Here is a 23,009-nt window from a genome sequence, read left to right on the forward strand (position 1 = left end):
CCGCGTGACCTGATCTCGTCTCATGATCTCGGTTATTGATCGAGTCGCCCCAAGGGATAACGGCGGCACCGAAGCCGGTGGCCGCCCTGTCCAGTGATACCCGCACACCAATCTCCAACAGAAACGGAACCACTCTGTGTTCTTAAACATCATGGCCCAAACCACCACGGAACAGGCCCCCGGCGGCTTCTCGTTCTCCAGCCTCCTGCTGCCGATCCTGCTGGCACTGTTCATCTTCATGATGTTCCGCAAGCAGAAGAAGACGCAGAAGACGGTACAGGAGCAGCGGACCCAGATGGTTCCCGGCACCGAGGTCATGACCCAGTTCGGTCTGTTCGGAACGATCCTCTCGATCAACAACGAGGAGAACAAGGCAGTCCTGGAGCTCTCTCCCGGCAACACCGCCACCGTGCACCTCCAGGCGCTGACCAAGGTGGTCACCACGTCCGAGCCCGCCGTTGACGAAGAGGCTCCGGTTGTTCCGGACGACGCTTCCTCGATCACCGCTGCGGACCACAGCGGTGACGCCGCCCGCCAGGCCCAGGCTGCCCCGGCCGGCGATGTCCGCCGCGACGATTCGGCGGCGCACGCCGATGAGACTCCCGAGGAAACACTCGATCGCCTGAACCGCGAAAACAAGAAAGAGAACTAGACTCTCCACGGGCCTGCGGAGGATGACTCTCCGCAGGCTGGCCGGGGTCGACCACGCCTCCGGTGTCTCACCCCTGTAAGGACTACCCTCTATGCCTCGTACCGGCCCCGGCTCGGCCGCAAAAAAGACGCTCCTCTGGTTGGGCGTCATTTTTGCTGCACTGGCCCTTCTGCTCGGCGGCGGTTCCATGTGGAGCAACGCCAGCTGGACCCCAAAACTCGCCCTGGACCTTGAGGGCGGAACAGAAATGATCCTCGCCCCGCAGGTGCAGGGCGGCGCTGAGATCACTCAGGAACAGCTGAACCAGGCAGTGGAAATCATCCGCCAGCGCGTGGACGGCAGCGGAGTGTCCGAAGCCGAGATCACCACCCAGTCCGGACGGAACGTCGTTGTTTCGCTGCCGGGCGTCCCGTCGGCGGAAACCCGCGAACTGATCCAGGCCTCGGCTGCGATGGAATTCCGTCCGGTCATCACAGTTGGCCCTGCCGCGGCGGCGGCGCAGCCGATTCCGGACGAGCAGCTTCCGGCTCCCACCGCGGAGCCAACCAACGCCTCCGACGACAACTGGATCACCCCGGAGCTGTACCGCGAATTCGAAAGCACGGACTGCACCGACCCGGCCACGCTTGAGGCCTCCGTTGAGCCCGCACCGGCCGACAAGCCGATGATCGCCTGCGAGCCGACGACCGGCGCCAAGTACATCCTGGGTCCGGTCGAAGTGCCCGGAACCAACATTGACGATGCCACCTTCGGTCTGTCCCAGAGCGGACAGGGCGCCTCCATCAACGAGTGGGGCGTCAACATCAAGTTCAACGGCGAAGGAACCAAGACCTTCCGCGAGGTCACCGAGCGCCTCTTCGCCTTCCCGCAGGGTGACCCCCACAACCAGTTCGCCATTGTGCTGGACGGACAGGTTATCTCCGCCCCCACGGTCCAGGGCGTGATCACTGACGGTCAGCCCCGCATTACGGGCCAGTTCAACCAGGAATCCGCAAAGGCCCTATCGGAGCAGCTCAAGTACGGCGCACTGCCGATCAGCTTCGATATCCAGAGCGAGCAGCAGGTCTCGGCAACGCTGGGCACCGACCAGCTGCGGATGGGTGTTATTGCCGGCCTGATCGGGCTGGTGCTGGTGGCCGTCTACTCGCTGTTCCAGTACCGGGCCCTGGGTTTTGTCACCATCATTTCCCTCGTCGTCGCCGGCATCCTGACGTACCTGGCCATTTGCCTGCTTGGCTGGTCGCAGAACTACCGGCTGTCGCTGGCCGGCGTCGCGGGCCTGATCGTGGCCATCGGCCAGACCGCCGACTCCTTCATCGTGTACTTCGAACGAATACGCGATGAACTGCGCGACGGCCGCGGCCTGGTGGCAGCCGTGGACAACGGCTGGAAGCGCGCCAAGCGCACCGTCCTGGCCTCCAAGGCAGTGAACGTGCTGGCCGCCGTCGTGCTCTACTTCGTGGCAGTGGGCAACGTGCGCGGCTTCGCCTTCACCCTGGGCCTGACCGCCATCGCCGACCTCATTGTGGTGTTCATGTTCACGCATCCCACCATGGTGCTGCTGGCGAGGACCAAGTTCTTCGGTGAAGGCCACAAGTGGTCCGGTCTGGACACCACGCGTCTTGGTGCCGTTCCGCTGTACCGCGGTGCCGGACGCATCCGCGAACCCGGTGACGCCCCGGTGCGCGCCAAGAACAAGGCGGCTTCGAAGGAAGCCGAGCGCCGCATGACCATTGCCGAACGCCGCCAGGCTGAAAAGCAGGAATCACTGGCCGGATCCGGCCCCAGCACCGAAAAGGAGGGCTAGGAATGAGCAAGCTGCCCAGATTTGCCACGTTCGGCAACGAGCTTTACACCGGCAAGCGTTCCTACCCGTTTGTGCCCAAGGCCAAGCTGTGGTTCCTGATCGCCGCCGCCGCCGTCGTCCTGTCGATCCTGATTCCGGTGGTCAAGGGCGGCTTCAACCTCGGCATCGATTTCCGCGGCGGCTCGGAGTTCACGGTGTCCGGCACCGCCAACACCGACGTCAGCACGGGCGAGGAAGCGGTGGGGGAGATCGCGAGCGAAGCCCGCATCATCAACATCGCTCCCGGCACCATGCGCGTGCAGACCGAGCAGCTCAGCGATGACCAGACGCTGGAGGTCAAGGACAACCTGGCAGAGGCCTACGGCGTGGACGCGGAGCAGGTCACCTCGACCTTCATCGGCCCGCGCTGGGGCGAGGACGTGAGCCGGCAGGCGCTGATCGGCCTGGTGGTCTTTGTTGCACTGGCCGCCGTGCTCATGGCCCTGTACTTCCGGACCTGGAAGATGTCCGTTGCCGCGATCACCGCCCTGCTGGTGGTCATGGTGACCACCGCGGGCCTGTATTCGCTCAGCGGGTTCGAGGTGACGCCGTCGGCCATCATCGGATTCCTGACGGTGCTCAGCTACTCGCTCTATGACACGGTGGTGGTTTTCGACAAGGTCCGCGAAAACACCAAGAACCTGGACAAGAGCACCAAGCGCACGTTCATGGAGCAGGTCAACCTGGCGGTGAACCAAACCCTGGTCCGGTCGATCAACACCTCGGTGGTCGCCGTTCTGCCGGTGGCCTCCGTGCTGTTCATCGGTGCGTTCCTGCTGGGCGCCGGAACCCTGAAGGACCTGTCCCTGGCGCTGTTCATCGGGATCATCCTGGGCACCGTGGCCACGGTCTTCATCGCGGCGCCGATGTACGCATGGCTGCGCCGCAACGAGCCGGAGATTGTCCGGCAGGCCAAGCGCGTGAAGGAACGCCGGGCGCAGGAAGCCAAGGAGGCCGCTGCCGCTGCCGGCGCCAAAACTCCTTCGGGAGCAACAGCGGTTTCCGCCGGAAGCTGACACCAGCGGCTGGAGCCGCACGGTTCCGCAGGCCGGTCCGCCCGGGGTTTGATACCCCGATGCGGCGCCGGGCTGCGGAACCGGTGGTTTAACCGGCGGCCGGCCGGGCATAGACTTGAACTGAAGACCAGTCCGCAGGGCCTCCGCCACCACGTGGGACAACGGACGCGGTTAGTGTGGAAATGGTCGAGAACGTCACAGAGAGGGCAGCAGTGGGCGAGAGCGCGACACCGGCCGATAAGGCCGGCGCAGGAACGGCCCCGGGAACACCTGCCACGGCAGCCACCGGAGCCGCGGTTCCCGCTGCGCAGGCTCCCGCTGCGCCCCGGCCGGCACGGGCTGCCAAGACCGCCCGCAAGCCCGAGGGCGGACAGGCCGTCGATAAGGCGGCAGCCGCACCCGCGGGTTCTCCCGGGGATAAGAGCGCGCCGGCGCGGCCAGCCCCCGCACGGCGCACCTCAACGCGCGCACGGCTTGCCCGGCTGGCGGGCCGCAGCAATCCCGGGTATTCGCCCATGCTCGAACCCCTGCTGCGCACCGTCCGGGTCAACAACCCCAAAGAGGACCTTGACCTCATCCAGCGGGCGTATCTCGTGGCGGAGCGCAGCCATGAGGGCCAGAAGCGCAAGAGCGGTGACCCCTACATCACTCATCCGGTGGCCGTAGCCACCATCCTTGCCGAACTCGGCATGACCGGAACCACGCTTGCGGCAGCCCTTCTGCACGACACCGTGGAGGACACCAGCTACACACTGGATGAACTGCGCCGGGACTTCGGTCCGGAAGTGGCCATGCTCGTGGACGGCGTCACCAAGCTGGACAAGGTGACCTTCGGCGATGCAGCGCAGTCCGAGACGGTGCGCAAGATGGTCGTGGCCATGGCCAAGGACATCCGCGTCCTGGTCATCAAGCTCGCGGACCGGCTGCACAACGCCCGCACCTGGCGGTTCGTTTCGCAGGAGTCCTCAGCCCGCAAGGCCCGCGAAACCCTGGAGATTTTCGCGCCGCTGGCCCACCGCCTCGGCATGAACACCATCAAATGGGAGCTGGAGGACCTGTCCTTCGCCGCCCTGCACCCGAAGGTCTATGACGAGATTGTCCGCATGGTCGGGGACCGCACCCCGGAACGCGAGAAGTACCTCTCCACCGTCCGCACGCAGATCGCCGATGACCTGCACGCGGTGAAGATCAAGGCCACCATTACCGGGCGCCCCAAGCATTACTACTCCATCTACCAAAAGATGATTGTCCGGGGCAAAGACTTCGACGACATCCATGACCTGATGGGCGTGCGTGTCCTCGTCGACTCCGTGCGGGACTGCTACGCGACGCTTGGCGCCCTGCATGCGCGGTGGAACCCCCTTCCGGGGCGGTTCAAGGACTACATCGCCATGCCGAAGTTCAACATGTACCAGTCGCTGCACACCACGGTGATTGGCCCCGGCGGCAAGCCGGTGGAAATCCAGATCCGGACGCACGATATGCACCGCCGCGCTGAATATGGTGTGGCCGCGCATTGGAAGTACAAGGACGGTTCCAAGACTCCGGCCGGTTCGGAAAACAATGACATGGGCTGGCTGCGGTCCCTGGTGGACTGGCAGCAGGAGACCTCGGATCCGGACGAGTTCCTGGATTCGCTGCGCTTCGAGATCAATGCCCGGGAAGTGTTTGTCTTCACTCCCAAGGGTGAGGTCATGGCGCTGCCCGCCGGATCAACCCCGGTGGACTTCGCCTACGCCGTGCACACCGAGGTGGGGCACCGGACCATTGGCGCGCGGGTCAACGGCAAGCTGGTGCCGCTGAACAGCGAGCTTCAGCACGGCGACTGGGTGGAAATTTTCACCTCGAAGGCGGAGGGCGCCGGGCCAAGCCAGGACTGGCAGGGCTTCGTCAAGAGCCCCCGCGCCCGGAACAAGATCCGGCAGTGGTTCACCAAGGAACGCCGCGAAGAGGCCATCGACAAGGGCAAGGACCTGCTGACCCGCGGCATGCGCAAGCAGAACCTGCCCCTGCAGCGGCTGATGACCCACGATGCCCTCGTGACGGTGGCGCAGGAACTGCACCACCAGGACATCTCGGCGCTGTACGCCGCCGTGGGCGACGGACACACTTCCGCGCAGAATGTGATCGAACACCTGGTCTCGCTCATGGGCGGGCACCAGGGGGCCGAAGAGGACCTGGCGGAAACACCGGTGTCAACGGCTGCACGCCGGCCCAAGTTCTCCGACTCGGGCGTCACCGTGCGCGGTGTGGGCGACGTATGGGTCAAGCTGGCACGCTGCTGCACCCCGGTTCCGCCGGATCCGATCATTGGCTTTGTGACCCGTGGCTCCGGGGTTTCAGTCCACCGCAGCGACTGCCGCAACGTGCAGGAACTGCGGGACCAGCCGGACCGCATTGTGCCGGTGGACTGGGCGCCGACGCAGTCTTCGGTCTTCCTGGTGGAGATCCAGGTGGAGGCGCTGGACCGCAAGAGCCTGCTGTCCGACGTCACCCGCGTGCTGTCCGAAAACCACGTGAACATCCTCTCGGCCAGCGTCAACACCTCCAGCGACCGGGTGGCCATGTCCAAGTTCGTGTTCGAAATGGGCGATCCAAAGTACCTGGACCACATCCTGAGCGCAGTGCGCCGGATAGACGGCGTGTTCGATGTGTACCGGACCACGGGGTCTCAGCGCCGCGTATGACCGGGTCCGGGACGTAACGCGTCCGGCGGCTGGCGCTGGGCCGGAACCGCCGCGGCCAGCCGCGCAGCGGTGTCCAGGCGGTGCAGCGCCGTTGTTTTTCCCGGCAGCCGGACGGCGGCTTCCACCCGGCTGCGGACATGGCCCAGCGGGCAGCGCAGCACCGGGTCCGCAGTGATGGCCAGCAGCGCCCGGACGGAGGGCTCTTCGGGGCCGTGACGGGCCAGGTCCATGGCCGTGCGCAGGGGAGTGGTCACCATCAGTCCGGCAATGTCCATGCCCTCCTCCGGGTCCAGCCGCACCTCGTGCAGGACGGCGGCGCTGAAGGGCGCCAGTGCGGTGGTTCGGCGGCCGTGATCGATCAGAAGCTGCAGTTGCTGCGGTGCCGGCGCGCATCCGTAGATCCAGGCGGCGGTGAGGCGCCCCAGCATGGCGCGCTTCCTCAGCCGGTCCGTCATGCAGTGTGCGGCGGCCAGGGCCCGGCACACCGGGTCCGGGGTTACGTCCCAGCGGACGTAGGTATCCGCATAAACGCGTTGCAGGAGTCCATCGGAGGCCATGGCCTGAAGCTCAACGGCGGAAAAATCCCCTCCCGCTGAAAAAAGAGCGCCGCCGGTGGAAGTAATGGCCGGCAACGCACCGGGACAGGGGAACAGTGTTGCCGCCATGCACCAACCCTTGCCGACTCCCGGACAAAACGAAAGGCCCCGGCTGCCCGTTGTGGAAAACGGGCGGCCAGGGCCTTTCCGGATGGTGCTAGGAGAAGTCCTGCGCGGATTTCTGCAGCATTTCCAGCCACTGCTGACGTGCTTCGAGGGCCTCGCGCGCGTCTGCGATCTTCTTCGCGTTGCCGGCCTTCTCGGCGGTGGCCAGATCCTCCTCGAGGGAGGCGATGGTGGCTTCGAGCTGGCTCAGGGCGCTGTTGGTGCGCGCCTTGGTTTCCGGATTGCTCTTCTGCCAGTGCTCGTCCTCGGCAGCCTTGACGGCTTCCTCCACCTTGCGGATGCCGGCTTCCATCCGGCCCATGTCCGCACGCGGAACCTTGCCGGCTTCCTCCCAGCGGTCGCGGATGGAGTTCAGCGCCTTGCGGGCGGCGGTCAGGTCGCGCACCGGAAGAATGCCCTGGGCTTCCTTCAGGAGTTCTTCCTTCACCACCAGGTTGGCGGCGAACTCTTCGTCGATCACCTCGTTGGCTGCCTGGCGGGCAGCGAAGAAAGTGTCCTGGGCTGCACGGAAACGGGCCCAGAGGGCGTCGTCGTCCTTGCGGCTGGCGCGCTTGGAGGCCTTCCACTCGTCCATCAGCTGACGGTACTCGGCTGCGGTGTTGCCCCAGTCCGTGGAGGTTGCCAGTTCCTCGGCGCGGACGATCAGCGCTTCCTTGGCCCGCTTGGCAGCGGTGTTCTCGCTGTCCAGCTGCGAGAAGTACGCGCGGCGGTGGCGGTCAAAAATGGTGCGTGCGGAACGGAACCGCTTCCACAGGCTGTCTTCGTTGCCGCGGCCCAGCCGGGGGCCGTTCTTCTGGGCCGTCTTCCAGGCTTCGAACAGCTCGTTCATCCGGTTGCTGCTGGTTTTCCACTGAATCGTGGCGGGGTCCTTGGCAGCGATCTCCTCGGCCTCGGCCACGATCGCTTCCCGGGCCGCAAGCTCGCGGGCCTTGACGGCTTCAGCTTCGGCGCGCTCCGCGGCCTCGGCTTCCTTGATGCTCGTCCGCAGCGTTTCGATCTGCGCATCCAGGGCCAGGACGTCGCCGACCATCTTGCGTTCGGCCACCTGCTCGCCAAGGTGCTTCAGGGTCTTGAGCATGTCGGTGGTGGGAGCCTTGGCCTGCACCCGGGCCTCCAGCAGCGCAAGCTGGCTGGCGACGTCGTCGTACTTGCGCACGAAATAGGCCAGGGCGTCCTCGCGGCTTGCATCCGGGTACTGGCCCACCGGGAACTCTTCGCCGTTGACGATCAGGAAGACGTGGCCGTCCTCCTCCACGCGGGCAAAGCGGGCAGCTTCCTCGAGGGGTGTGGAACGCACCGGGGGAGCCGCAATAACCGGCTTGGGTGCGGCCGGAGCCGGGCTGCCGGCTGCAGGTGCGGCGGGTGCTGCAGGCGCCGGATGCCGGGCGGCAAAGGCCGCCGGGCTGGGCGCTGCGGGCCGTGGGGTGTCGGAAGCCTCCGGGACGGGCCTGGAAACTGTTTCGTCGGATTTCTGACTGTCTGTCACCGCTAAAAGTCTTTCACTCGAGGTTTGGCAGTGTGCGAGCCCGCGCTGCCATTTACTTCAGGGTAAACGAGTCTATCGTCACCGGGGTTTTCGGCTGGCCGTCCGTGGTTTCTGCGCCGTTTTTCACAGCTCCCTGCGCGGCGACCGATTCCAGAACATCCAGCCCTGAGGTTAGCTTACCCATGATCGTGTAACCGCCCGTATCCTGCGGAATAATCGAGTCCTTGTAAACGAGGAAGAACTGCGTGCCGTTGCTGTCCGTGGTGGCAGCGCGGGCCACCGCAATGGACCCCGCCGGGTACACGCCGTCGGCCGGAGAGTTCTCCACCGGCCCCCACTGGTAGTCGGGATTGCCGGCACCGTCACCGTTTTCCGAGCCGCACTGCAGGACACCCATGGTCTCGGCGGTGGTCAGGCGGTGGCAGGTCTTGCCGGCAAAAAATCCCGATTCGGCCAGCGACGTGAATACAGCCACCGCCTGCGGGGCAACAGTGCCGTCCAGCTCGACGCCGAGGTCCCCGGCGCTGGTGGCCAGTGTTCCGGTAAAGACCCGGCCGGCGGCGAGCGATTTGTCCGGGATGGGTGCTGCGCTTTCGGTGGGGCTGGCCGTGGGGGAAGCGGTGGGGGAAGCTGTGGGGGAAGAAGTGGGGGAGTCCGCCGCAGCCGCCTGCCGCTCGATAAGCCGGGTTTCCTCCGGGGTTGGATTGGAGGAAAACCAAACCACTTGGAGTGCCACCGCCAGGGCCAGGACCAGGGCGGCCGCAGCCCCGGCGAAGAGGTTGTCCCGGGACCGGCGCTTGGCCTGGTCCTGAGCCAGGCCGCGCCTGGCTTTGATCCGGGCAATGCGCCGGCGGGTTTCGCGGTCTTGGCGGGTAGCGGCCACGGGTTCTCCTGTCGGAACATACGGACTGTTAGATATACGGATAGTGGGACCGGTTGCCGGACGCGGCTGTCGGACCATACGGTCATGGGTCAACAAGCCGGCGGCGCCGGCACAGCGGCACAGTGCGGCCGTGCGTCCGGTTCGCCAAGGCGAACGCGGAAGACCTAAAATGAGTGCCGCACTTAGTTTAGGCACGCCGGCAGGCGATTTCCCTGCAGCAGGCCGCCCACATCCGTAGAAGGAGCTCGCCCGCATGGCACGCAAGGCCTCACTGTCCGGTTTCCCTGAATGGCTGCCGCAGGAGCGCCTGGTCGAACTCCATGTCCTGGACGTCCTGCGGCGCACGTTTGAACTGCACGGCTTCACGAACATTGAAACGCGTGCCGTGGAAACCGTGGGACAGCTTCTGCGCAAGGGCGAAATCGACAAGGAAGTCTACGCACTGAGCCGGCTGCAGGCCGAAGAAGGGGAAGGCTCAGCCAAGGAGGATCCGAACCAGCTGGCGCTGCACTTTGACCTCACCGTTCCCTTTGCCCGGTATGTCGTGGAGAACGCCGGACACCTGGCCTTCCCGTTCCGCAGGTACCAGATCCAGAAGGTATGGCGCGGCGAGCGTCCGCAGGAAGGCCGGGCCCGCGAGTTCACGCAGGCGGACATCGATGTTGTGGGCGACGGCGACCTGCCGTTCCGGTACGACGTCGAGCTGGCGCTGGTCATTGCCGAGGCGCTGGGCGCGCTGCCCATTCCGGACTTCAAGATCCGGGTCAACAACCGCAAGCTCGCCGAGGGCTTCTACCGCGGGATCGGGCTGGAGGACACCGCCGGTGTGCTGCGCAGCATCGACAAGCTGGAAAAGATCGGTGCGGCACGCGTGGCTGAGCTGCTGCAGGAAGAACTTGGCGCCACTGCCGAACAGACCGACGCCGCCCTGAAGCTGGCCTCCATCCGCACCGAAGACATGTCCTTCGTGGAGCAGGTCCGCGCGCTGGGCGTGACCAACGAGCTGCTCGAGGAAGGCCTGGACGAGTTGTCCCAGGTCATCGCCGAAGCGGTCAAGCGTGCGCCGGGCCGCGTGGTGGCTGACCTGAGCATTGCCCGCGGCCTGGACTATTACACGGGAACCGTGTATGAAACGGTGCTGGTGGGCCACGAATCGCTCGGGTCCATCTGCTCCGGCGGACGCTACGATTCCCTGGCCTCCAAGGGCAGCCGGACCTTCCCCGGCGTCGGGCTCTCCATCGGCGTGACCCGGCTGGTGATGCGCATCCTGAGCCAGAACTTCGCCGAGGCCAGCCGCAGCGTGCCCACGGCCGTCCTGGTAACCCTGGCCACTGATGATTCCTGGTCCGCGGCGCAGGACATCGCTGCAGAACTGCGGGGCCGGGGGATTTCCGTGGAAGTTGCCGCGAAGGCGGAGAAGTTCGGCAAGCAGATCAAATATGCGGACCGCCGCGGCATTCCTTTCGTTTGGTTCACCGGTGAAGACGGCAGCCATGAAGTGAAGGACATCCGCTCCGGGGACCAGGTTCCGGCCGATCCGCAGACGTGGACCCCGCCGGCTGAAGACCTCCTCGCGCAGGTCACCCGGGTGGAGGCAGCTCCGGCGTTGTAAGCCGCCCGCGGGCCTCATATTCACGGAAGGCGATGGCCGCCTGGACCCGTGACTGTACGCCCAGCTTCGCCAGCACCCGCGAGACGTGGGTCTTGACGGTGGTCTCCGCGATGCCCAGGCGGCGGGCAATCCGCTGGTTGGACAGCCCCTCGCCCAGGCACGCCAAAACCGCCTCTTCACGGGTGGTCAGCGGCTCCGCCGGCGGGTTGAGCGGGGTGGGCGGGCCGGGCGCCTTCGGGTTCCCGGGCTGCGCGCCGTTGATGAAGGCCGTGATGAGCGTTCCCGTCACTTCGGGGGACAGGACGCTGTCTCCGTTGGCAACCGAGCGCACCGCCCGCACCAGCTCGGCCGGTTCCACCGATTTGAGCAGGAAGCCGGCGGCGCCGGCCCGCAGGGCGCCGAACACATAGTCGTCGAGGTCGAAGGTGGTGAGGACCAGCACCGCTGACAGCTCCCCGCCGACGATCTGCGTGGTGGCGGCGATCCCGTCGGTTCCGGGCATCCGGATGTCCATGAGCGTCACGTCCGGACGCAGCGCGCGGGCCATCGACACGGCGGTGCCGCCGTCGGCGGCTTCTCCCACAATCTCGAAGCCGCCCACCGTTTCCAGGATCATGCGCAGTCCGCTGCGGATGGCCGCGTGGTCATCTGCGAGGAGGACCCGCAGCGGAGCGCCTGGACGGGATGTCGAATTCACTGGGATCCTTCCGCGGGCAGGCGCACCTGCACCTGCCACGTATTTCCGCCTGCGGTCCGGCCGGCGGAAAAAGTTCCCGAAAGCTGTGCGGTCCGCAGTGCCATGTTCCGCAGACCGGAGCCGTTGCCCGTCCTGTCCGCACTTTCTGCGGAGGTGTCCGCATCGCCGTCGTGCGTCCGGACCGGCAGGCTGTTGCTGATGCTCAGCAGTACTTCGCTGGCCGTTTGCGCCAGCTTTACCTGCACGGGTTCCCCGGGCGCGTGCCGGACGGCATTGGTCAGCGACTCCTGCACAATCCGGAAGATGCTGCTCTGCACCAGGACCGGAAGGTCAGGTTCGGCGTCGGCTGTCAGGGTCACCGGACTGCCCGCAAGCCGTGCCGACTCGGCCAATGCCTGCAGCTGGTCCAATCCGCCTGCCATCGGCATCCGTGCAGTGGAACCGGGTGCAGCGGAACCGGGTGCAGCGGAACCGGGCGCGGCCGGGCCGGCGGCGGCCCCGGCGCCGTCAGGACCGCTGCCGCGGGATTCCAGGAGATCGATCATGGCGCGCATCTCCTGCAGCGCGTGCACGCTTTCGCTGCGCACCTGTGCCAGCACCTGCCGGTCCAGCTCCCGGTCCGCTGCTGCCAGCGCGGCGGCTGACTGGAGCGCGACGGCGGAGAGCCGGGACGCGATTGCGTCGTGGAGATCACGGGCCATCGCCGCGCGTTCTGACGCCAGCGCCACCTGCAGGAACAACTCGGCCATTTCCGCCGCGCGTTCCGCGTTCAGTCGTTCGGTGTCCGCCCGGATCCTTTCCTGCTCGGCGAGGTCGGCCTGCCGGCGCAGGGTCCCGGCCCACCACAGCGGGATGAGGCACGTGACGGTTGCCTGGAGAGAACCGAACAGGACGAAGGCCCAGTCGCGGTGCACCGCGATGGTTCCGGCCACCAGGAAGGCGGCCGTGGCCAGGCACGCCTTCTCCAGTGCGCGGCTGAGGCGCAGAGACCCGAAGAGGATCCCCGAGTAGAAGAATTCGAAGATCAGCAGATAGTTGATCAGTCCTCCGCCGGTCAGCATGCCCGCAATAATCGCGGTGCCGGTGACGGCGAGCATGAGGGGCACGTGGCTGCGCCGGAACAGGGTTCCGGCGCAGCCGACCAGCAGGATGACAACCCAGAGCGGGCCGGGCGCTTCCACCAGGGGTGGAAACAGATCGGCGGAGTTCACTCCGGCTGCCTTGAGCACGAGTCCCGCCGCGAAATAGCCCGCGGCCGTGGCAACACCGGTGGGCCAGATGCCGCTGCCCCAGGAATCAAGGGCAGCCGGCCCCGCGTCCGCAGTTGCCACAGGGCCTTCCTCCGGCCCTTCAGCGGTGGCGGGCGTGGGCGGAGGCAGCATGAACCCAGCGTAGCGACCGTTCCGGGCAGCTGCACCGCCGCCGGCCCCCGGTCCTCCCAAAGGATGATCCCTCGTCCCGCCCGTGTTTTTGGCCACGCAGAAGTCCCCATGATGATCCTCTAGGCTTAAAAGCATGTCGATTTCCCCCGCCCCCGCTCTGCTGCCCTGCGCCGAACTCCACCTGCATATTGAAGGAACCCTGGAACCGGAGCTCATCTTTGAGCTGGCCGCCCGCAACGGCATCACCCTGCCGTATGCGGATCTCGCGGAGCTGCGGGCGCGGTACGAGTTCACGGACCTCCAGTCCTTCCTGGACCTGTACTACGCCAACATGGAGGTGCTGCGCACCGAAGCCGACTTCGCCGACATGACCCGTTCCTACCTGCGCAGGGCAGCAGCGGCCGGTGTCCGGCACGTGGAGATGATGGTTGACCCGCAGGCGCACATGCTCCGGGGCATTCCCCTTCAAACCTGCATCAATGGAGTGGCCGGCGTACTCGCGGACAGCCTGGAGGAATTCGGTGTTTCCTCGGAACTGATCGCCGCATTCCTGCGGGACCGCCCGGTGGAGGAAGCCGAAGATGTCCTGCGGCAGCTGCTGGCGCTGAACGCGCCCATCGTCGGAATCGGCCTGGATTCGGCGGAGCTGGGAAACCCGCCGGAGGGCTTCATCGAGCTGTACCGCATGGCCCGGGAAGCCGGCCTGAAATGCGTCGCCCACGCCGGAGAAGAAGGACCGTCACACTACATCGAGCAGGCCCTGGACCTGCTGCTGGTGGACCGGATCGACCACGGCGTCCGCTGCCTGGACGACTCCGGGCTCGTGGACCGGCTGGTGCGGGACCGGATTCCCCTGACCATTTGCCCGCTGTCCAACGTGCGGCTGCGTTCGGTGGACACCCTGGCCGACCATCCGCTGCCCCAGATGCTGGCCCGTGGACTGAATGTGTCCGTGAATTCGGATGACCCCGCGTACTTCGGCGGCTACGTGGACGACAACTTCCGGCTGCTGCAGGCCACTTTTGACCTCAGCGTGGACCAGCTGCAGGAATTGGCGGTCAATTCGGTGGAAGCATCGTTCGCCACGCCGGCCCGCCGTGCGGAGCTGCTGGAGATGATCAGCACCTGGCGGACCGCGCAGCAGGCCGGTTCCTAGGTTTCCGTCCGGCTGCGGCGCACCGTGAGCCGCACGACGAGTCCGAACGCCAGCACTATCAGCATGAGCAGGATGGCGGCCGGCGGCAGGCTCAGCGCCGTCACCAGCGCCCCGGCCAGCCCGGCCAGGTTCACCGCCCGCGGCGTGTACCAGCGGCGCTGGTCCAGGGCATAAGCGCACAGATTGGTGATGGCCGCGTGCACCAGCAGCGCAAAGCATGCCAGCCCCAGCAGCATCGTCAGGCTGGCGGTCAGCACCAGGACGACGACGACGGCGCCTGCCGCGGCTGTGGCCGGCCACGGCGCGCGCCGGGAACCCCCTGGGGTTCCGCCGAAGATCCGGGGAAGGTCTCCGTCGCCCGCCATGGCTTCGGCTGTCCGTCCGGCTCCTTCAACCAGCACCCACGCCCCCGAGAGCGCCGCAGCCCCGGCGGCCACCGCCACCGCGCCGGTCCCAACACCCAGCCCCACGGCGGCCACGGGTTCGCGGAGCGGCGCGGCTGACAGCGCCAGCGCCCCGGGATCAGCGAACCAGGCCAGCAGCGACTGCCCCACCAGGATGTACAGGCCCAGGGTCACCAGCACCGCCGCGGGAAGCACCCGGGGAATCAGCCGGTCAGCATCCCGGACCCGGAAGCCCATGGCCGCAAGCCGGGCATACCCGGCAAAGGCGAAGTAAGCGAACCCCGCACCCTGCAGCAGTCCCGCCGTCGGCGTCGCATCCTCAAGGACCCCGGGCTGCGGCGGCTGCCCGCCGGCCTCGTTGAAGGCCACCACCACCCCGAATCCCAGCACGCCGATCACGAACGCCAGGACGAAACGAATAACCCAAGCGCCGCGCTGCAGGCCAAAGAGGTTCAGGGCAGTGGCCGCCGCCGCCACACCCACCGCCGCCGGGCGTGCAACGTCGGGCACCGTGTAGAGGCCAAAGGCCAGGGCCAGGACGGCAGCGGCGGGCACCAGCGCACACAGCAGCGTCCAGCCGGCGAAAAACCCCATGTACGGTCCCAGCATGACCCGTGCCGCCGAGCGCGTGGTGCCGCCTTCATTGGGGTGGCCGGCGTTCCGCAGGCCGGCGCTGAGCAGAAACGTGGATGCCGCCGAGCAGTAGGCCACCAGCGCCGCCAGGGCCAGCGCCGCGGGGAGGGCAAAGCCGGCGGCCTGCGCAACCGGCGGCAGCACGACGAAGATGCCGCCCCCCACCATGCAGCCAACTCCCACGGTAACCGCGTCGAAACCGCCGAGCGGCTGATTCCCTGCGGAGCTCCCGGACACGTGTCCCTCCGATCGGTCGGGCGGGGCGGCGGCTTGGCGGCAGGTGGCTGCGCGGCAGTGCCCTTGGCTGGGAAAGGATGCGAACACCGGTAAACTCATGAAGAGACCTTGTATTCACAATGAGCGGGAACAGTGTTTTCCGCAAGCAATCTTGAAAGGACTGCTGTGCTGCGCACTCATGCCCTTGGTTCCCTGAGGGCCGAGCATATTGGACAGACCGTCACTCTCGCTGGCTGGGTGGCCCGACGCCGGGACCACGGAGGGGTTGCGTTCCTGGACCTCCGTGACGCCTCCGGATTTGCGCAGGTCGTCGTTCGCGAAGAGGACGTCTTCCACAGCCTGCGCAACGAATACGTCCTGCAGATCACCGGCACCGTGCAGAAGCGCCCCGAGGGCAACGAAAACCCCTCGCTGGCCACCGGTGAGGTGGAAGTCATCGCGGACAAGGTTGTTGTCCTGAACACTTCCGACCCGCTGCCGTTCCAGATTGACGAGCACGTTGAAGTGGGCGAGGAAGCCCGTCTGAAGCACCGCTACCTCGACCTGCGCCGCCCGGCCCCGTCCCGCAACATGCGCCTGCGCTCCGAGGCCAACCGCATTGCTCGCAACCTTCTCCATGACGAGGGCTTCGTGGAGATCGAAACCCCCACGCTGACCCGTTCCACCCCTGAGGGTGCCCGTGACTTCGTGGTGCCCGCACGTCTTGCGCCGGGTTCCTGGTACGCGCTGCCGCAGTCCCCGCAGCTGTTCAAGCAGCTGCTGCAGGTGGGCGGCTTCGAAAAGTACTACCAGATTGCCCGCTGCTACCGCGATGAGGACTTCCGCGCGGACCGCCAGCCGGAATTCACGCAGCTGGACATCGAAGCCAGCTTTGTCGAGGAAGACGACATCATTGCGCTCGGCGAGTCCGTGGTGAAGGCGCTGTGGAAGCTGATCGACGTCGAAATCCCGACGCCGATCCAGCGGATGACGTACGCCGACGCGATGGCCCGCTTTGGTTCGGACAAGCCGGACCTGCGGTTCGGCCTGGAACTGACTGAGCTGACCGACTTCTTCAAGGACACGACGTTCCGCGTCTTCCAGGCACCCTACGTGGGCGCCGTTGTCATGCCCGGCGGAGCCTCGCAGCCCCGCCGCACCCTGGACGCCTGGCAGGAATGGGCCAAGCAGCGCGGCGCCCGCGGCCTGGCCTATGTGCTGGTCCAGGAAGACGGCACCTTGACCGGTCCCGTGGCCAAGAACCTCACCGACTTCGAGCGGGAGAACCTCGCCGGCAAGGTGGGCGCCAAGCCCGGCGACTGCATCTTCTTCGCCGCCGGTGAAACCACCACGGCACGTGCCCTGCTCGGCGCAGCACGGGTCGAGATCGGCCACCGCACCGGCCTGATCGACCCGAACGACTGGGCCTTTGTCTGGGTTGTCGACGCACCCATGTTCGAGCCGGCCTCCGAGGCCGTTGCCGCCGGTGACGTTGCCGTGGGCGGCGGCGCGTGGACCGCTGTCCACCACGCCTTCACGTCGCCCAAGCCTGAATTCATGGACACGTTCGACACCGACCCGGGCTCCGCCCTGGCCTACGCCTACGACATTGTCTGCAACGGCAACGAAATTGGCGGCGGCTCGATCCGTATCCACCAGCGTGACGTGCAGGAACGTGTCTTCAAGGTCATGGGCCTCTCCCAGGAGGACGCGCAGGAGAAGTTCGGCTTCCTGCTCGAGGGCTTCAAGTACGGCGCTCCGCCGCACGGCGGCATCGCCTTCGGCTGGGACCGCGTGGTGGCCCTGCTGGCCGGCACCGAGTCCATCCGCGACGTCATTGCCTTCCCGAAGACCGGCAACGGTTATGACCCGCTGACGGCTGCTCCGGCTCCGATCACTGCCCAGCAGCGCAAGGAAGCCGGCGTGGACTTCCGTCCCGAGGCCAAGAAGCCCGAAGCCAAGAAGGCGGACGGCGCGGCGGAAGATTCCAAGAACGACGGCGCCAAGAAGGACACGGTCAAGGACGCCTGATGCGTCTGTAGCCAGTTCTGGTGATGGAAGGGCCCGGTTGCGCGCAGCAGCCGGGCCTTTTGCCGTTCTGCGGGCGGAGGTCAGGCGGTGCTGTGCGAATCCCCGGTGAGGTGCCGGTTCCGGGTTTCGATGAGATTTCGCAGATATTTGGCCAGCACAAGCTTCTCCACCAGGCGTCCCAGCGGGCCGCAGGGCGCGGCAAACCGGATGTCATCCACCATGGTGGTGACGCCGTCATGATGACTGAACTCATGGACGTGCCGGAAGTGCTTGAACGGCCCCCTAACCTGCTCGTCCACAAAGGAATACGGCGGGTCCATCCGCGTGATCCTGCTGGTCATGCGCAGCGGAAGGCCAAAGTGCCACGCCCGCCACGTCACCTCTTCCCTCGCTTCGATTAGGCCTGAGGTCACACCCCCAACGGCTTGTTCGCGGGAGGCAGCCATCGACTCCGTGTGGGCGTCAATGCTGCGGGCACGGTCAAACAGCTGAGCTAGCGGCAGGGGAGTTTCGGTGGTGCAGCGAAAGGAGACCGTCATGCCGAGAGTATGTCAGGCGAACTCGGGAACGCTGAGGTGCCGGAACGCCGAACCGTGGAAGACCAGCGGTTCATGGGCGTCGTCATGCGATGCATGGCCGTGCACGCGGAGCAGCACCACGGCGTGGTCACCGGCGGGCACCTCGTTCTCCACCGAGCATTCGAGCCACAGTGCGGCACGGTCCAGGAACAGCGCGCCGGACGCGTCGGTGTGCAGATTCAATCCGGCAAAACGGTCGCCGGTCTTGGAAGCGATCTGCTTGCAGATTCCCTCATGTTCGGAGCCCAGGATGGATACGCCAATGCGGGACGCCGGCCGGAGCACCGGCCAGGTGCGGGACGTGTTCTGCACTGCGAACATCACCAGCGGCGGGTCCATGGAAACCCCCACCGTAAAGGACGAGGCAACAATTCCCTGCGGCTCTCCGTTGACCACAGCACAAAGCGCGGCAATTCCCGAGGGAAAACGTGAATAGGCGCGGCGCAGGGCTGCCGGCTGAAGGTCAGTAACGAGAGACATGGCTGAAACAAGAGACATGGTGAAGAATCCTCTGCCTTGAAGCGCAGTGTCGGTAAACCCTGGGGTCATGCCGGCAACAGCACGGTACTTGCCGCGGCCGGGAAGTTTCGCCGGGCGGCCGAATCGTCACCTGGAGCACCCCGCTACGGCGAGAGGGTTGCCGTCCAGCCGGCCAGGGCCCGTGGCTGGAACTCTTGATTCTGTTCCCCAACCTAGGCGCGGCGGACGCAGGGCGCAAACAGATGCCTTAGTTCGTAAAACTCGGCTTCATAAAACTTCCCCTGTGACGACTGTGCTTCATAAAACTCCTCAAACTCCCGGTAATAAGGGGATAGAGTTTGGGCATGAAACAGCGGTGGTTTAAACAGGTGGACGTTTTTGGCAGTGAACCGTATTTGGGGAATCCCCTGGCCGTGGTGCTGGAAGCTGAGGGCCTTTCCGATGCGGACATGGAGTCCTTCGCGCGGTGGACCAACCTCTCCGAAACCACGTTCGTGCTGCCGCCCACCCGCGACGGCGCGGACTACCGCGTCCGCATCTTCACCCCGGGCGGTGAGATTCCCTTCGCCGGACATCCCACGCTGGGAACATGCCACGCGTGGCTGGAGGCCGGGAACAAGCGCCGCTATCCCGACGTCGTCGTGCAGGAGTGCGGCATTGGCCTGGTCACGCTGCATGCCAACGCGGGCATCGCGGCCTTCGCCGCTCCGCCGCTGCTGCGCTCGGGCCCGCTCGAAGAGGAGGTGCTGGACCAGGCGCTGAAGGCCCTTCACCTGGACCGCACGCAGGTTCTCGCCTCCAATTGGATCGACAACGGACCCGGCTGGCTGGGGCTGCTGCTGCCCGATGCAGCGGCAGTGCTTGCGCTGAAGCCGGACCCGGTGGTCATGGGAAGCCTGCGCGTTGGCGTCATCGGCGCCCAGCCCGCGGACGCTGAAACCGACTACGAAGTCCGTGCTTTTGTTCCCGGACTCGGGATCACCGAGGATCCGGTCACCGGGAGCCTGAACGCCGGGTTGGCGCAGTGGCTGATCGGGGCGAATCTGGCGCCGGAACGCTACGTCGTCACGCAGGGGACCGCGGTGCGGCGCGACGGCCGGGTCCGCGTCTTTACCCGCGACGGCAAAATCTGGGTGGGCGGCTCCACGGTCACCTCCATTGACGGCACCGTCACCCTTTAGGCCCACGGATCCAAGCATGTTTACCCTGCGTTCCCTGCCGCTTCCCGTCGTCGGCGCCCCCATGGCCGGCGGACCGTCCACGCCGGAGCTGGCCGCCGCGGTCAGTAATGCCGGCGGGCTGGGCTTCCTCGCGGGCGGGTACAAAAGCCCCGCCGCTGTCCGCGAGCAGATCACCCGGACCCGGGAACTGACCGACGGGCCTTTTGGCCTGAACATTTTTGTGCCCGACCACGCCAACACCTACGCCGGGATGAGCGAAGAGCTGCAGGCAGGAAAGCTCGCTGCGTCACTTGCCTACCGTGACGTCCTGGCCGCCGGCACGGGGCGGGAACCCGGGCTGCCGGACCCGGCGGACGACGACGGCTGGCAGGAGAAGCTGGAGCTGGCACTGGGGGAGCGCGTGCCGGTGGTGTCGTTCACCTTTGGACTGCCGGAGCCGGCGGTGCTGGCAGGGTTTTCCGCCCGGGATGTTTGCACCATTGTCACCGTGACGGACGTGGACGAGGCACAGGCGGCAGCCGAAGCCGGAGCCGGGGCCCTCTGCGTCCAGGGACCGGAAGCCGGCGGACACCGCGGAACACTGGACAGCGCCAAACTCCCCGGCGTAGTGCCCCTGAACGAACTTCTGCAGGAGATCCAGGCAGCCTGCGGGCTTCCACTCCTTGCAGCCGGCGGAATCACCACATCTGCGGACGCAGCCGCGGCGCTGGCCAGCGGCGCTGCCGCCGTCCAAGTGGGAACGCTGCTGCTGCTCAGTTCCGAAGCCGGCACCAGCCGGGTGCACCGTGCGGCGCTGCGGGAAGCGGCGCAGGGGTCCCGCTGGCGGGAAACGTCACTGACCCGCGCGTTTTCCGGCCGGCCGGCGCGCGGACTGACCAACGCTTTTATGCGCTCCTATCCGGATGCGCCGGATGCGTACCCCTACGTCAACCACATCACCGGCCCGCTGCGCGCCGCAGCCGCAGCGGAAGGCAACCCGGACGGGGTCAGCCTGTGGGCCGGCACCGGCTTCCGGAACGCTGAGGAGGCACCGGCGGCGGATATTGTTCGCCGGCTCGTGGGGCGCCGGAAGCCTACGGAACCGTAACCCGCACAAAGACCGAGGACGCGTCCTTCGCGGCCTTGGCCAGCACGGCGAGCTTGGGATCCGGCACGTCCAGCGGACGCAGCCGAGACAGGCCGCTGAACGGCTGAAAGACGCGTTCACCCGCCAGCAGCTCGGTCAGGGCCCGGTCGCCGCCCAAAACGAGGTACTCCGGTGGCTGTTCCGTGAAGATCCTTGCCGCCTGTTCGGCAGCAGTCTGGACCAGGGCGTCGGCCTGGTTGGTCCGGCGGCGTGCGAAGCGCTGCTGCGAGCCGCCGCCGGCGGCGGTGCGGGACTGCACATACCGGTTGCCGGCCTTGGAAGCCAGGAGCATCCCGTCACGGGCCACGCCCACCGCGTACCCGCCGCGCCGCAGCAGCACAAGGCCCAGCGTGCGGGACTGCCCGGCGAGGGAGATCAGGCGTTCGACGTCGTCGGCACCCCGTCCCGGCCTGCCGTCATCCGGCCACGGGGCCAGCAAATCCGCTTCCGTGCCGTTCGCCGCCGCCACGTGCAGTCCGCCGTGTTCGGGCGTCAGCGTCACGGCGCCGTTGCCGGCGGCGAAGCGCTGCAGCCAGCCCGGCAGCCGGTCGGCGGATACATGGGTGGTGCGTGTGGCGGACATTCGGTAGTTCTCCCGGTGCGGCTGAACCGGCATTCACCGGGCCGTCCCCACGCTACGGCACGCGTAGCCTTGGGGTGTGAGTGATTTGTTCAGCAGTGACATTGACAGCGACGACATTGACAGCGATTCCAACGCCGGCTCCGGCACTGACGCCGGGGACGACGGCGGCGGGCAGGGTGCCGGCGACAGCCGCAAACGCCCCCGCAGTCCGCTGGCGGTGCGGATGCGGCCGCGGACGCTGGACGAGGTGGTGGGACAGCAGCACCTGCTCGGACCGGGATCGCCACTGCGGACGCTGGCCGAATCCGCTGACGACCGGGGCCCGGCGGGTCCGTCCTCGGTCATGCTCTGGGGTCCTCCCGGCACGGGCAAAACCACTCTGGCGCATGTGGTGGCGCGCGGCTCCGGACGGAAGTTCGTGGAACTCTCCGCCATCACGGCCGGCGTGAAGGATGTCCGCCGGGTCATGGAGGATGCGCTGACCAACCGCGACCTGCACCGCATCACCACAGTGCTTTTCCTTGACGAGATCCACCGGTTCAACAAGGCCCAGCAGGACGCGCTGCTGCCCGGCGTGGAAAACCGCTGGGTGGTGCTCGTGGCCGCCACCACCGAAAATCCCTCCTTCTCCGTCGTATCGCCGCTGCTGTCCCGGTCCCTGCTGCTGACGCTGAAGCCGCTGACCGAAGAGGACATCGCTGCGCTGCTGCAGCGTGCGGTCCAAGACGAGCGCGGCCTGGCCGGGAGGGTGACGCTCACCGAAGAGGCCCTGGAGCACCTGGTGCGCCTGGCCGCGGGCGACGCGCGGCGCGGACTGACGGCGCTGGAAGCGGCTGCCGGCGTCGCGTACTCCGAACGGACCGACGGCGGCGGGATCCCGGAAGTCACGCTCAGCGACGCCGAAAAGGCGCTGGACGTGGCCGCGCTGCGCTATGACCGGGCCGGGGACCAGCACTATGACGTGACCAGTGCCTTCATCAAATCCCTGCGCGGCTCCGACGTGGACGCCGCCCTGCATTACCTGGCGAAGATGCTCGAAGCGGGCGAGGACCCGCGCTTCATTTCCCGCCGGCTGATGATTTCCGCTGCCGAGGACGTGGGCATGGCGGATCCCACCGCACTGCAGACCGCCGTCGCCGCTGCCCAGGCCGTGCAGATGATCGGCATGCCCGAGGGCCGGATCATTTTGGCCGAGGCCGTGGTGCACATTGCCACCGCCCCCAAATCCAATGCCGCCTACAACGGCATCAACGCCGCCATTGCCGACGTGCGTGCCGGCAGGGGGCAGGGGATCCCCGCACACCTGCGGGACGCGCACTACCCCGGCGCCAAGCAGCTCGGACACGGCAAGGGATATGTGTATTCCCACGATGAACCGCACGGCGTGGCCCGGCAGCAGTACCCGCCGGATGACCTGGTGGGCCGCAACTACTACGAGCCCACCGGCAACGGCGTGGAACGGGACATTTCGGCCCGGTTGGAGCGGCTCCGCGGGATCATCCGGGGGAAGTGAGCAGCTGCCGCTCCATGCTAGGATTGATGGTTGACTGGCAAGCGCGACGCCGGACCCCTCCCCGCTTACGGCGGGCAGTTGTGCCCGGTGCCGTGTCTGTAGCAGAAGGCAGCGGTTGGCCCGAG

19 protein-coding genes and 1 riboswitch are annotated in these 23,009 nt (G+C 66.7%); of the genes, 10 read left to right on the top strand and 9 right to left on the bottom strand.

The features are described from left to right. Positions 1-151 precede the first annotated feature (151 nt). The 4 genes from yajC (at position 152) to AAE021_RS04750 (ending at position 6,201) form a co-directional block, all read left to right on the top strand. Positions 152-652, top strand: a complete 501-nt coding sequence (yajC, locus tag AAE021_RS04735) for a preprotein translocase subunit YajC (RefSeq protein WP_342025314.1) — start codon at positions 152-154, stop codon at positions 650-652. Positions 653-743: 91 nt separating this feature from the next. After that, positions 744-2,459, top strand: a complete 1,716-nt coding sequence (gene secD / locus AAE021_RS04740) for a protein translocase subunit SecD (protein WP_342024472.1) — start codon at positions 744-746, stop codon at positions 2,457-2,459. Between the two features lie 2 nt (positions 2,460-2,461). Next, positions 2,462-3,514 carry a protein translocase subunit SecF gene (gene secF, locus AAE021_RS04745; RefSeq protein ID WP_425362449.1) on the top strand — a complete coding sequence of 351 codons (1,053 nt, stop codon included), beginning with the start codon at positions 2,462-2,464 and terminating at the stop codon, positions 3,512-3,514. A gap of 182 nt (positions 3,515-3,696) precedes the next feature. Continuing rightward, a complete protein-coding gene (locus AAE021_RS04750) occupies positions 3,697-6,201 on the top strand; it encodes a bifunctional (p)ppGpp synthetase/guanosine-3',5'-bis(diphosphate) 3'-pyrophosphohydrolase (RefSeq protein WP_342024473.1) in 2,505 nt (834 codons plus the stop codon). Here the strand turns inward: AAE021_RS04750 and AAE021_RS04755 are convergent. The 3 genes from AAE021_RS04755 to AAE021_RS04765 form a co-directional block, all read right to left on the bottom strand. Beyond that, positions 6,186-6,866, bottom strand: coding sequence for a hypothetical protein (locus tag AAE021_RS04755; RefSeq protein ID WP_342024474.1), 681 nt, complete (start codon positions 6,864-6,866; stop codon positions 6,186-6,188). The two genes, AAE021_RS04750 and AAE021_RS04755, sit on opposite strands and share 16 nt — an antisense overlap. Before the next feature lie 88 nt (positions 6,867-6,954). Beyond that, complete coding sequence (locus tag AAE021_RS04760; protein WP_342024475.1) at positions 6,955-8,409, bottom strand: DUF349 domain-containing protein; 1,455 nt, start codon at positions 8,407-8,409, stop codon at positions 6,955-6,957. A 52-nt stretch (positions 8,410-8,461) separates the two neighbouring features. Continuing rightward, positions 8,462-9,292 carry a peptidylprolyl isomerase gene (locus AAE021_RS04765; protein ID WP_342024476.1) on the bottom strand — a complete coding sequence of 277 codons (831 nt, stop codon included), beginning with the start codon at positions 9,290-9,292 and terminating at the stop codon, positions 8,462-8,464. Positions 9,293-9,545: 253 nt separating this feature from the next. On the opposite strand from AAE021_RS04765, the gene hisS reads away from it, so the two are divergent. Continuing rightward, positions 9,546-10,904 carry a histidine--tRNA ligase gene (gene hisS / locus AAE021_RS04770; RefSeq protein ID WP_342024477.1) on the top strand — a complete coding sequence of 453 codons (1,359 nt, stop codon included), beginning with the start codon at positions 9,546-9,548 and terminating at the stop codon, positions 10,902-10,904. On the opposite strand, the gene AAE021_RS04775 is transcribed toward hisS, so the two are convergent. Both AAE021_RS04775 and AAE021_RS04780 read right to left on the bottom strand, forming a co-directional pair. Then, complete coding sequence (locus AAE021_RS04775) at positions 10,873-11,520, bottom strand: response regulator transcription factor (protein ID WP_342025316.1); 648 nt, start codon at positions 11,518-11,520, stop codon at positions 10,873-10,875. The two genes, hisS and AAE021_RS04775, sit on opposite strands and share 32 nt — an antisense overlap. 77 nt (positions 11,521-11,597) lie before the next feature. Next, on the bottom strand, positions 11,598-12,983 hold the full coding sequence (locus tag AAE021_RS04780) for a sensor histidine kinase (protein WP_342024478.1): 1,386 nt from the start codon (positions 12,981-12,983) through the stop codon (positions 11,598-11,600). Positions 12,984-13,116: 133 nt separating this feature from the next. Between AAE021_RS04780 and AAE021_RS04785 the strand changes: the two genes are divergently transcribed. Then, entirely contained in the window at positions 13,117-14,139 is a 1,023-nt protein-coding gene (locus AAE021_RS04785; protein ID WP_342024479.1) for an adenosine deaminase, read from the top strand. Here AAE021_RS04785 and AAE021_RS04790 read toward each other — a convergent pair. Further along, positions 14,136-15,413: an amino acid permease gene (locus AAE021_RS04790; protein WP_342024480.1), complete on the bottom strand. Its 1,278-nt coding sequence runs from the start codon at positions 15,411-15,413 to the stop codon at positions 14,136-14,138. The two genes, AAE021_RS04785 and AAE021_RS04790, sit on opposite strands and share 4 nt — an antisense overlap. A 165-nt stretch (positions 15,414-15,578) precedes the next feature. Between AAE021_RS04790 and aspS the strand changes: the two genes are divergently transcribed. Continuing rightward, complete coding sequence (gene aspS / locus AAE021_RS04795; RefSeq protein ID WP_342024481.1) at positions 15,579-17,423, top strand: aspartate--tRNA ligase; 1,845 nt, start codon at positions 15,579-15,581, stop codon at positions 17,421-17,423. Between the two features lie 80 nt (positions 17,424-17,503). Here aspS and AAE021_RS04800 read toward each other — a convergent pair whose 3' ends face one another. Both AAE021_RS04800 and AAE021_RS04805 read right to left on the bottom strand, forming a co-directional pair. Further along, positions 17,504-17,962, bottom strand: a complete 459-nt coding sequence (locus tag AAE021_RS04800) for an SRPBCC family protein (protein WP_342024482.1) — start codon at positions 17,960-17,962, stop codon at positions 17,504-17,506. Between the two features lie 12 nt (positions 17,963-17,974). Further along, complete coding sequence (locus AAE021_RS04805; RefSeq protein ID WP_342024483.1) at positions 17,975-18,499, bottom strand: flavin reductase family protein; 525 nt, start codon at positions 18,497-18,499, stop codon at positions 17,975-17,977. Positions 18,500-18,560: 61 nt separating this feature from the next. Next, a riboswitch (SAM riboswitch) is annotated at positions 18,561-18,681 on the bottom strand. Positions 18,682-18,825: 144 nt separating this feature from the next. Here AAE021_RS04805 and AAE021_RS04810 point away from each other — a divergent pair. Then, positions 18,826-19,662: a PhzF family phenazine biosynthesis protein gene (locus AAE021_RS04810; RefSeq protein ID WP_342024484.1), complete on the top strand. Its 837-nt coding sequence runs from the start codon at positions 18,826-18,828 to the stop codon at positions 19,660-19,662. Between the two features lie 16 nt (positions 19,663-19,678). Then, entirely contained in the window at positions 19,679-20,749 is a 1,071-nt protein-coding gene (locus AAE021_RS04815; RefSeq protein ID WP_342024485.1) for a nitronate monooxygenase, read from the top strand. Here the strand turns inward: AAE021_RS04815 and AAE021_RS04820 are convergent. Beyond that, the gene (locus tag AAE021_RS04820; RefSeq protein ID WP_342024486.1) at positions 20,736-21,371 is read right to left on the bottom strand and encodes an acVLRF1 family peptidyl-tRNA hydrolase; all 636 of its coding nucleotides are present in this window, start codon (positions 21,369-21,371) and stop codon (positions 20,736-20,738) included. The genes AAE021_RS04815 and AAE021_RS04820 overlap by 14 nt on opposite strands. Before the next feature lie 76 nt (positions 21,372-21,447). On the opposite strand from AAE021_RS04820, the gene AAE021_RS04825 reads away from it, so the two are divergent. After that, complete coding sequence (locus AAE021_RS04825) at positions 21,448-22,884, top strand: replication-associated recombination protein A (protein ID WP_342024487.1); 1,437 nt, start codon at positions 21,448-21,450, stop codon at positions 22,882-22,884. Positions 22,885-23,009: the final 125 nt, after the last annotated feature.

Origin of the sequence: Arthrobacter citreus (assembly GCF_038405225.1) — a bacterium.
Classification (GTDB): domain Bacteria; phylum Actinomycetota; class Actinomycetes; order Actinomycetales; family Micrococcaceae; genus Arthrobacter_B; species Arthrobacter_B citreus_A.

Coding starts and splice junctions, on each gene's coding strand:
- AAE021_RS04785 (WP_342024479.1), top strand. CDS start 13,117: ATGTCGATTTCCCCCGCCCCCGCTCTGCTGCCCTGCGCCGAACTCCAC.
- yajC (WP_342025314.1), top strand. CDS start 152: ATGGCCCAAACCACCACGGAACAGGCCCCCGGCGGCTTCTCGTTCTCC.
- AAE021_RS04800 (WP_342024482.1), bottom strand. CDS start 17,962: ATGACGGTCTCCTTTCGCTGCACCACCGAAACTCCCCTGCCGCTAGCT.
- secF (WP_425362449.1), top strand. CDS start 2,462: ATGAGCAAGCTGCCCAGATTTGCCACGTTCGGCAACGAGCTTTACACC.
- AAE021_RS04750 (WP_342024473.1), top strand. CDS start 3,697: ATGGTCGAGAACGTCACAGAGAGGGCAGCAGTGGGCGAGAGCGCGACA.
- AAE021_RS04815 (WP_342024485.1), top strand. CDS start 19,679: ATGTTTACCCTGCGTTCCCTGCCGCTTCCCGTCGTCGGCGCCCCCATG.
- AAE021_RS04810 (WP_342024484.1), top strand. CDS start 18,826: ATGAAACAGCGGTGGTTTAAACAGGTGGACGTTTTTGGCAGTGAACCG.
- AAE021_RS04755 (WP_342024474.1), bottom strand. CDS start 6,866: ATGGCGGCAACACTGTTCCCCTGTCCCGGTGCGTTGCCGGCCATTACT.
- AAE021_RS04805 (WP_342024483.1), bottom strand. CDS start 18,499: ATGTCTCTTGTTTCAGCCATGTCTCTCGTTACTGACCTTCAGCCGGCA.
- AAE021_RS04780 (WP_342024478.1), bottom strand. CDS start 12,983: ATGCTGCCTCCGCCCACGCCCGCCACCGCTGAAGGGCCGGAGGAAGGC.
- AAE021_RS04820 (WP_342024486.1), bottom strand. CDS start 21,371: ATGTCCGCCACACGCACCACCCATGTATCCGCCGACCGGCTGCCGGGC.
- secD (WP_342024472.1), top strand. CDS start 744: ATGCCTCGTACCGGCCCCGGCTCGGCCGCAAAAAAGACGCTCCTCTGG.
- AAE021_RS04775 (WP_342025316.1), bottom strand. CDS start 11,520: ATGATCCTGGAAACGGTGGGCGGCTTCGAGATTGTGGGAGAAGCCGCC.
- hisS (WP_342024477.1), top strand. CDS start 9,546: ATGGCACGCAAGGCCTCACTGTCCGGTTTCCCTGAATGGCTGCCGCAG.